At 72.7% G+C, this 9,777-nt stretch carries 4 protein-coding genes and 1 rRNA gene; 3 read left to right on the top strand and 2 right to left on the bottom strand.

Translation table 11 applies throughout. The annotated features are described in order from the left end of the window. Together rrf and ACFVFS_RS39605 are read left to right on the top strand one after the other, a co-directional pair. Window positions 1–87, top strand: a 5S ribosomal RNA gene (rrf, locus tag ACFVFS_RS39610); the annotation flags it as partial. A gap of 95 nt (window positions 88–182) precedes the next feature. Beyond that, entirely contained in the window at window positions 183–1,019 is an 837-nt protein-coding gene (locus tag ACFVFS_RS39605; RefSeq protein ID WP_380629881.1) for a phosphatase PAP2 family protein, read from the top strand. Window positions 1,020–1,104: 85 nt separating this feature from the next. Here the strand turns inward: ACFVFS_RS39605 and ACFVFS_RS39600 are convergent, their stop codons facing one another. Together ACFVFS_RS39600 and ACFVFS_RS39595 are read right to left on the bottom strand one after the other, a co-directional pair. Further along, on the bottom strand, window positions 1,105–1,668 hold the full coding sequence (locus ACFVFS_RS39600) for an acetate uptake transporter (RefSeq protein ID WP_380629880.1): 564 nt from the start codon (window positions 1,666–1,668) through the stop codon (window positions 1,105–1,107). A gap of 309 nt (window positions 1,669–1,977) precedes the next feature. After that, window positions 1,978–4,536, bottom strand: a complete 2,559-nt coding sequence (locus tag ACFVFS_RS39595) for a SpoIIE family protein phosphatase (RefSeq protein WP_380629879.1) — start codon at window positions 4,534–4,536, stop codon at window positions 1,978–1,980. A 578-nt stretch (window positions 4,537–5,114) separates the two neighbouring features. On the opposite strand from ACFVFS_RS39595, the gene ACFVFS_RS39590 reads away from it, so the two are divergent. Next, window positions 5,115–9,677, top strand: coding sequence for a HAMP domain-containing protein (locus ACFVFS_RS39590; RefSeq protein ID WP_380629883.1), 4,563 nt, complete (start codon window positions 5,115–5,117; stop codon window positions 9,675–9,677). Window positions 9,678–9,777 lie beyond the last annotated feature (100 nt).

Raw genomic sequence — 9,777 nt, 5'->3', positions numbered from 1 at the left:
GGTTACATTCCGAACCCGGAAGCTAAGCCTCACAGCGCCGATGGTACTGCAGGGGGGACCCTGTGGGAGAGTAGGACGCCGCCGAACAATCATTCCAAAAAGACCCCCTCCGGTTCAGGAGGGGGTCTTTTTGCGTTAACGTCTCCCCACCACATCGGAGCTTGGTGGAGAGGCGCGAACCGTTGCAGAACCTGACCCTGACCTGGCAGTCCGCCGGGGGCACCGCGGTCGCTCTCTACGGTGGCGCGTACGCGGCCGCCCGGGTGCGGCGGAAGGGGCTCTCGGCGATCCTGCGGGAGGCCGGCACCCTCCTCGCGCTGTTCGCGCTCTGGCAGCTCGTCGGGCGGCTCTCGCTGATGAGTACCGAGCACGCGCTGGACCGGGCCCGCTGGATCCACCGGACGGAGCTGGCGGTCGGCCTGCCCGACGAGGCGTCCTGGCAGGCGGCGGTGACACCGTACCCGGCGCTGGTGAAGCTGGCGAACTACTACTACGCGTCGATGCACTTCACCGTGATGATCGCGGTGCTGGTCTGGGTCTTCCTCAGGCACCGCGAGCGGTATGCCTGGGTGCGGACCACGGTGGTCATCACGACGGCGGTCTGCCTCGCCGTCCAGTTCCTCCCGGTGGCGCCGCCCCGGATGCTGCCGGAGAACGGGTTCGTCGACGTCGCCGCGGAGTACGGGCAGTCGGTGTACGGCGGCACGGTCGGCGGGGTGGTCAAGGCGGCGCAGCTGTCGGCGATGCCCTCGGTGCACGTGGCCTGGTGCGTGCTGGTGGCGGTCGCCGTGGTGCGGGTGTCGCGGAGCCCGTTGCGCTGGCTGATCGTGCTGCACCCGGTGCTGACGATCACGGTCGTGGTGGTGACGGCCAACCACTTCTGGGCGGACGGGCTGGTCGCGGTGGCGATCCTGCTGCTGGCCTACGCGGCGCAGCGCGCCTTCGCCCGGTGGCGGGCCGGGCGGGTGGCGGAGGTCCGGCCGGCGCAGGAGCGGGAGCGGCTGGGGGCCCGGGGCTGAGGAGCCGCGCGGGGGGACGGCACGGCGGCACGCCGACGGGCCGGGCCCCGTGGGGGGTGGGTCCGGCCCGTCGGTGGTCCCGCCGTTACCTGACCGGCAGGGCCTCACGGCCCCACGCGCTGTTGGTCAGCGACGCGGTGGCCCAGTACCAGGCCGCCAGCCCGGAGGCGGCGGCGATCCAGCCGGCCGCCTTGGCGAGGCCGCCGGAGGTGTTGAAGGTGGCGATCGCGCTGAGCACCAGGGAGACCGTCAGCAGGCCGTAGACGGCCCGGCTGAGCAGTCCGGCGTTCCAGGCGGCCGCGGTCAGGGTGAGGGCGAGCAGGGCCCACAGGAGCAGGAACAGGCCGGCCGCGTTCTTGCCGGCGCCGGACGCCGTGGACCAGGTGGCCCAGAAGGCGCCGAGGCTCGTGAAGGCGGTGCCGGTGAAGCCCTCGCCGCCGCGGAACTGCCAGAGGCCCGCGATGAACAGGGTGAGGCCGCCGAGGATGTGCGCGAGGTGGGCCGAGTTCCCGACGGCGGTGCCACTGAGCACGCCGGTGGAGAGAAGACCGAAGGCGAGCAGGGTCAGGCCGAGTGCGAGGTAACCGAGGTTACCGGCGTCGGCGCCGGAGGAGCGGGCGTTCAGTGCCCCGGTAGCTTCGTTGCTCACCGGAGGCTCCTTTCACTCATGGGCGCGCGCAGGGCGCAGTGAACGCGGGTGAGTGGCGATGAGATGAAGGCGCGTGACCGCTCCGGGCGCGCACGGCTGGAGCGTGCGACGGCTGCGGTCGGCATGCTGGGCCAGCGGGAGAGCCGCTGGTCACGTCCCCTCCGGGGGATTCCCCGGTGAGATCGGTGTACCCAGGGTGAGCGGGCTTGTACCCTTGTGAATCGCACATTTTACGACCGTCCCCGGCATGGTTCGTTCAGGGACGGACATCGGTGCGACAGGTGCGACAGCCGTCGCACCGACGGGGGCTCAGGCGGTCCGCTGGGTCGGCACCCGCAGGGTGAGGATCGCCATGTCGTCGGACGGCGGCTCCGGGGCGAACCGCTCGACGGCCCGCTGGACGCGCAGGGCGACCGCTCCGGCGGTCAGCCCGGTGCAGCCGGTGAGCACCTCGGCGAGGCCGTCGTCGCCGAGCATCCGCCGGCCCTCGCGGCGTTCGGTGACGCCGTCGGTGACGCAGAGCAGGACCTCGCCGGGGTTGAGCACCAGGTGCTCGGCGGTGAGGTCGAGGTCGTCCATGACCCCGAGCAGCGGCTGCGGGGTGGCGGCCCGGTCGACCCGGCCGTCGGTGCGCAGACGCAGCGGCAGCGGGTGGCCCGCGCAGACCAGGGAGAGTTCGGTGCTGCCGTCCGGACGGGGCGTCAGTTCGCCGTACAGCAGGGTGAGGAAGCGGCTGCGCGCGCCCTCGTCCAGGATGGCGGTGTTGAGCCGGCTGAGCACCTGCGGGGCGTCCAGGCCCTCGCGGGCGAGCAGCCGCAGCGAGTGCCGGGCGAGGCCGGTCACCGAGGCGGCCTCCGGGCCGGTGCCGCAGACGTCGCCGATCGCGAAGCCGTAGGTGCCCTCGCGGATCGGGAAGAGGTCGTAGAAGTCGCCGCCGACCTCGTTGCCCTCGCCGGCGGCCTGGTAGTAGACGTCCACCTCGACGCCCGGGATGTCGGGCAGGTCCGGCGGCAGCAGGCTGCGCTGCAGGGCCTGGCTGGTGGCCGTGCGCTCGGAGTACAGCCGCGAGTTGTCCAGGGCGAGGGCGGCCCGGCGGGAGAGGTCCTCGGCGAGCTCCAGGACCTCCTGGCGGAAGCGCACGCCGGCCGCGGTGCCGAGGGCGAGCAGGCCGATCACCCGGTTGCGGGCGGTCAGCGGCAGGACGACGGTCTCGCCGAGCAGGCCGGTGAGGCCGGGTTCGTGGGCGAAGCCGTGGCTCTCGGCGGTCTCGGTGGGGGCGGTCCAGAACCGGGTGCCGTGGGTGGGGCCGGCGTCCGGGGCGGGCGTCTTGTCGAGCAGGGCGCGCAGCGGGTCGATGCGGTCCTCGTCCTCGTGCAGGACGAAGGCGAGCGAGGCGGGCGCGCCGTGGTCGCCGTTGGTGTAGACGGCGCACCAGGAGGACAGGGTGGGGACGGCCATCTGGGCCATCAGGGCGAGCGTCTGCTCGTGTTCGAGGGTGCCGGCGAGCAGGTCGGAGGCCTCGACGAGGAAGGAGAGCGAACCGCGGCGCAGCCGTTCGAGCTCGGCGAGCCGGGTGGACTCGACGGCCAGGGCGAGCCGGTCGGCGGCGAACTGGAGGCGCAGCGCGTCCTCGTTGTCGTAGCGGCCGGGGACGCCGGTGGCGATGCCGAGCGAGCCGATCAGCCGGCCCTCGACCTTGAGCGGGACGGTGAGCAGGGAGCGCAGTCCGCTGTCGTCGAGGACGGGCAGGCCGGTGGGCCGGGTGGTGAGGTCCTCGTGGACGGAGGGGAGGCGGGGCGAGTCGTAGCGGTTGCCGGTGTCGACCGGGAACCGGCTGTGCGGGCGCGGCGCGAGGGGCAGTCCGGTGCTGGCGCGCAGTTCGAACTCGGCCTCGTCGTCGGTGGTGAGCAGCAGGTACGCGGCGTCGGCGTCGAGCAGGTCGCGGGCCCGTTCGACGGTGTGCTGCAGCAGGGTGTCGAGGTCCTCGCCGGTGCTGAGGCCGGCCAGCAGGTCGAGCCGGCCGGTGGATTCGCCGCGGTCGCCGGGCAGGGCGCGGGCGGGGGAGCGCAGGACGGCGCGGTCGTCGTCGAGGACGAGCAGACAGAGGGTGGTCGGGGTGCCGTCGGTGTCGCGCAGCCGGACCTGGACGCCGTAGACGTCGACCTCGTCGCCGTCGGCGCGGCGCAGCGCGTAGCCGCCCTCCCAGCGGGCGAGCCGCAGGACGGCGGCGAGGCCCGGGCCGTTGTCGGCGGACTGCGGCCAGACGGCGAGTTCGGCCCAGGGGCGGCCGAGCACGGCGTCGGCGGGGTGCTGGAAGAGCGCCTCGGCGTCGGGGTTCCAGGCGAGCACCCGGCCGTCGTCGTCGAGCTGGACGACGGCGACGTGGACCGGGCCGCGGTTGCGGGGCAGTTCGCCGCCGGGGGCGGCGGGCAGGGCGTAGCGGGTGCCGGCGGTGTGCGCGGGCAGGGTGAGCCGGAACCAGACGGTCTTGCGGCCGGAGCCGTACTCGACGCCCCAGCGCTCGGCGAGCGCGGCGCACATCAGCAGGCCGCGGCCGCCCTCGCCGTCGGCGTCGGCGTAGTGGTCGGACGCGGTGGTGGGGACGTCGGTGAAGGTCGGCAGGCCGCGTTCGGGGTGGCGGTCGGTGACCTCGATCCGTACGGTGCCGTCCTCGCGCAGACAGCACACCTCGGCGTCGGTGCCGGCGTGCACGACCGCGTTGGTGACGAGTTCGCTGACCAGGACCACCGCGTCGTCGACGACCTCGGGCAGGCCCCAGCCCAGCAGGGCGTCCCGGACGAAGGAACGGGCGGCACCGGCCGACCGACCCACGGGTTCGAAGGTGGCGGCTGCGCGCGCGGTGACCACGTTGCCACGTCTCCTCTGCTCTGGCCCTGGCTGTCCGGGGGTGCGGCGCCGCGATCCGGGTGCGCGCCGGCGGGGTGGGCGGCGGCGCCGGGGGCGGTTGTGGCCCGGTGCAGCGCTCCACCCTACTTTCCGCTTGGTTCCCCGTGGGGGCGGGGAGCCGAAACAGGCACCGGAGGGTGATTCTGCCCACCCGTTTCGGACGGCCCGGCACCAACCGAGCGCAACCGCGCTTGTACCGGGCGCGAGTGCTGCCAGACTGGGGGGTCCGCGATGTCCGGTCCGAGCAGTACGGTCGTTGCGGGTTCCGGTGGGCCTGACCGTCCGCCGGGACGGTAGCGCCGGGACGGTGCTGCGCGAGCGGGCCCCGGCCGGGGCGCGTGCGCGGGGCGCCGGACAGTTCACGATCTGGGAGGGGCCCGTTGAGTTCGGCCACCAAGGACGCAACCGGTACGACGCCGCCCGCTCAGCGTGGCGGGCGCCCCGGGGCCGCGCCGCGGAGCGCGGCCGGCCGGCGTGTCAACCACAGCCGCGGCGCCGAGCCGGCCGAGCTGCGCAAGCTGCTGGCCGCGTTGACGGCGATGCGGGACGGAAACTTCCGGCGCCGGCTGACGGTGCCCGGGGACGGTCCGCTGGCGGAGATCGCCGCGGTCTTCAACGAGGTGGCGGAGCGCAACCAGCACCTGACGGGCGAGCTGGCCCGGGTGCGGCGGGCGGTGGGCCGCGAGGGCCGGTTGAACGAGCGGCTGGAGACGGGCGCCGGCGAGGGCGCCTGGATGGCGGCGGTCGACAACTGCAACGCGCTGATCGACGACCTGGCGCGGCCGATGGCCGAGGTGGGCCGGGTGCTGACCTCGATCGCCGAGGGCGACCTGGACCAGAAGATGGAGCTGCGCTCGCTGCACAGCAACGGGGTGAGCCACCCGCTGCGCGGCGAGTACCTGAAGATCGGCCGGACCGTCAACGGGCTGGTGGACCAGCTGTCGGAGTTCACCGACGAGGTGACCCGGGTGGCCCGCGAGGTCGGCACCGAGGGCAAGCTGGGCGGCCAGGCGAAGGTCCGCAGCGTGTCCGGCAGCTGGAAGGACCTCGGGGACTCGGTCAACACCATGGCCGGCCGGCTGACCGCGCAGGTGCGCAACATCGCGCAGGTGACCACCGCGGTGGCCAAGGGCGACCTGTCCCGCAAGGTGACGGTCGAGGTGGCCGGCGAGATGCTGGAGCTGAAGAACACCGTCAACACGATGGTGGACCAGCTGAACGGCTTCGCGGCGCAGGTGACCCGGGTGGCCCGGGACGTGGGCACCGAGGGCCGGCTGGGCGGCCAGGCGCAGGTGCCGGGTGTCGCCGGGGTCTGGCGGGACCTCACCGATTCGGTGAACTTCATGGCGGACAACCTGACGGGCCAGGTCCGCAGCATCGCGCAGGTGACCACGGCGGTGGCCCGCGGCGACCTCTCGCAGAAGATCGAGGTGGACGCGCGCGGGGAGATCCTGGAGCTGAAGAACACCATCAACACGATGGTCGACCAGCTCTCCGGCTTCGCCGAGCAGGTGACCCGGGTGGCCCGCCAGGTGGGCACCGAGGGGCGGCTGGGCGGGCAGGCGCAGGTGCCGTGGGCGGCCGGCGTCTGGCGGGACCTCACCGACAACGTCAACTTCATGGCGAACAACCTCACCGACCAGGTGCGGAACATCGCCCAGGTGACCACCGCCGTCGCGCGCGGCGACCTCTCGCAGAAGATCCAGGTGGACGCGCGCGGGGAGATCCTGGAGCTGAAGAACACCATCAACACGATGGTCGACCAGCTGGGCGCCTTCGCGGACGAGGTGACCCGGGTGGCGAGGGACGTCGGCACCGAGGGCATCCTCGGCGGCCAGGCGAGCGTGCCGGGGGTGTCCGGCACCTGGAAGGACCTCACCAACAGCGTCAACCTGATGGCCAACAACCTGACCAGCCAGGTCCGCAACATCGCCGAGGTGACCACGGCGGTCGCCCGGGGCGACGTCTCGAAGAAGATCACCGTCGACGCCCGGGGCGAGATCCTGGAGCTGGTCACCACCGTGAACACCATGGTGGACCAGCTGTCGGCGTTCGCCGACGAGGTCACCCGGGTGGCGCGCGAGGTGGGCACCGAGGGGAACCTCGGCGGCCAGGCCCGGGTGCGCGGGGTGTCGGGCATCTGGAAGGACCTGACCGACAACGTCAACTTCATGGCGTCGAACCTGACCAGCCAGGTGCGGAACATCGCCGAGGTGGCGGCCGCGGTGGCCTCGGGCGACCTCTCCAAGAAGATCTCCATCGAGGCCCAGGGCGAGGTCGCCGGGCTGGCCGGGACCCTCAACACCATGGTCGACCAGCTGTCGGCGTTCGCGGTCGAGGTGACCAGGGTGGCCCGCGAGGTGGGCACCGACGGCACCCTGGGCGGCCAGGCGAGCGTGCCGGGCGTGGCCGGGATCTGGAAGGACCTGACCGACAACGTCAACCTGATGGCCAACAACCTCACCGGCCAGGTGCGGAACATCGCGCTGGTGATCACGGCGGTGGCCCGCGGCGACCTGTCGCAGAAGATCGACGTCGACGCGCGCGGCGAGTTCCTGGAGCTCAAGACCAGCATCAACACCATGGTCGACCAGCTGTCGGCGTTCGCCGACGAGGTCACCCGGGTCGCCCGCGAGGTGGGCACCGACGGACGGCTCGGCGGCCAGGCGCGGGTGCCGGGCGTGGACGGCACCTGGCAGGACCTGACCGAGTCCGTCAACGAGCTGGCCAACAACCTCACCCGGCAGGTGCGCGCGATCGCGCAGGTCGCCACCGCCGTGACCAGGGGCGACCTGTCGCTGCGGATCGACGTGGACGCCGCCGGCGAGCTCGACGAGCTCAAGGACAACATCAACCAGATGATCGCCAACCTGCGCGAGACCACCCGCACCAACCAGGAGCAGGACTGGCTGAAGACCAACCTGGCGCGGATCTCTGGCCTGCTGCAGGGGCGGCGCGACCTGGAGGCGGTGGCCTCGCTGATCATGACCGAGCTCACCCCGGTGGTCTCGGCGCAGCACGGCGCCTTCTTCCTCGCCCAGCCGGCCGGCCGCACCGCCGAGCTGATCACCGAGGACGACGACGAGAACGACACCGTGCTGCGGTTGATCGGCAGCTACGGCTACCAGCGGCGGGCGATGCCGACCACCTTCCGGCCCGGTGAGTCGCTGATCGGCCAGGCGGCGGTGGAGAAGCGGGCGATCATCCTCAAGGAGGCGCCGCCCGGCTACCTGAAGATCGCCTCCGGCCTGGGCGAGGCCTCGCCGGCCCACATCGTGGTGCTCCCGGTGCTGTTCGAGGGCCGGCTGCTGGGCGTGATCGAGCTGGCCACCTTCAGCTCGTTCACCACGGTCGCGCTGGACTTCCTCAACCAGATCGCCGACCTCATCGGCGTCACCGTCAACACCATCAGCGTCAACACCAAGACCGAGGGCCTGCTGCTGGAGTCCCAGCGGCTGACCGCCGAGCTCTCGATGCGCTCGGCCGAGCTGGAGGCGCGCCAGGAGGAGCTGGAGCGCACCAACGAGGAGCTGCAGGAGAAGGCCGAGCAGCTCGCCCAGCAGAACCGTGACATCGAGATCAAGAACAGCGAGATCGAGGAGGCCCGGCAGGTCCTGGAGGAGCGCGCCGAGCAGCTCGCGCTGGCCTCCCGGTACAAGAGCGAGTTCCTCGCCAACATGTCGCACGAGCTGCGCACCCCGCTGAACTCGCTGCTGATCCTGGCCAAGCTGCTGTCCGACAACAACGAGGGCAACCTGTCGCCCAAGCAGGTCGAGTTCGCCGACACCATCCACGGCGCCGGTTCCGACCTGCTCCAGCTGATCAACGACATCCTGGACCTGTCCAAGGTCGAGGCGGGCAAGATGGACGTCCGTCCGGCCCGGATCGCCCTGGTCCAGCTGGTCGACTACGTCGAGGCGACCTTCCAGCCGGTCGCGCTGGACAAGAACCTGGAGTTCGGCGTGCGGGTCTCGCCGGCCCTGCCGGTCACCCTGCACACCGACGAGCAGCGGCTCCAGCAGGTGCTGCGCAACCTCATCTCCAACGCGGTGAAGTTCACCGACACCGGCGCCGTCGACTTCTCGATCAGCCCGGCCGGCCAGGACGTGCCGCAGCACGTGCGCGAGCAGCTGCTGGAGGCGGGCGCGATCAAGGGCCCGGACGACCCGCTGATCTCCTTCGCGGTCTCCGACACCGGGATCGGGATCCCCGGCAACAAGCTGCGGGAGATCTTCGAGCCGTTCCGGCAGGCCGACGGCACCACCAGCCGCAAGTACGGCGGCACCGGCCTCGGGCTGTCGATCAGCCGGGAGATCGCCCGGCTGCTCGGCGGCGAGATCCACGCCGAGAGCGAGCTGGGCAAGGGCTCGACGTTCACCCTGTACCTGCCGCTGCGCGCCGAGGCACCGGACGCCGGCGGGCAGGCGGGGCAGGCCGCCCTGCGCGCCGCGGTGGGGGTGACCCCGGCCGGGACGCCGGTGCCGGTGGGCGAGAGCCCGGCCGACCACTGGGCCCAGGAGGTCCGGGAGCTGGTCGAGGTGCGCCGCAGGGGCGCCGTGGAGCGCCGCCGCGCGGCCGCCGTGGACGCGCCGCGCCCGGACGCCCGCGGGGCCGTGGGCGGGCCCGTGGCGGGCCGTGGGATCGGGGGCAGGGCGGCCGAGGGCCGGGCGCCGGAGGCCGTCGCGGCTCCCCGCCCGTCGGGCCGCCCGGACGCCCGCTTCGACGGCGAGCAGGTGCTGATCGTCGACGACGACGTCCGCAACGTGTTCGCCCTCACCAGCGTGCTGGAGCAGCACGGCCTGACCGTGCTGTACGCCGAGAACGGCCGCGAGGGCATCGAGATGCTGGAGCAGCACGAGAACGTCGCGCTGGTCCTGATGGACATCATGATGCCGGAGATGGACGGCTACGCGACCACCGAGGCGATCCGCCGGATGCCCCAGTTCGCCGGTCTGCCGATCATCGCGCTGACCGCCAAGGCGATGAAGGGCGACAAGGAGAAGTCCCTGGAGGCCGGCGCCACCGACCACATCACCAAGCCGGTGGAGACCGGCCACCTGCTGTCGGTGATGCACGAATGGCTCACCGTCCGGAAGCCCTGAGGGCACCCGGGGCGGTCCCGACTCGGCCCGGTCCGGGCCGGGGGGGGGCCCCGCGGCTTAGGGGGGGGGGGGGCGACCCGGGGCGCCACGCGGGGGAGCC

The organism is Kitasatospora sp. NPDC057692 (assembly GCF_042799475.1).
Taxonomy (GTDB): Bacteria; Actinomycetota; Actinomycetes; order Streptomycetales; family Streptomycetaceae; genus Kitasatospora.
This window is presented reverse-complemented; position numbering and strand designations above follow the sequence as displayed.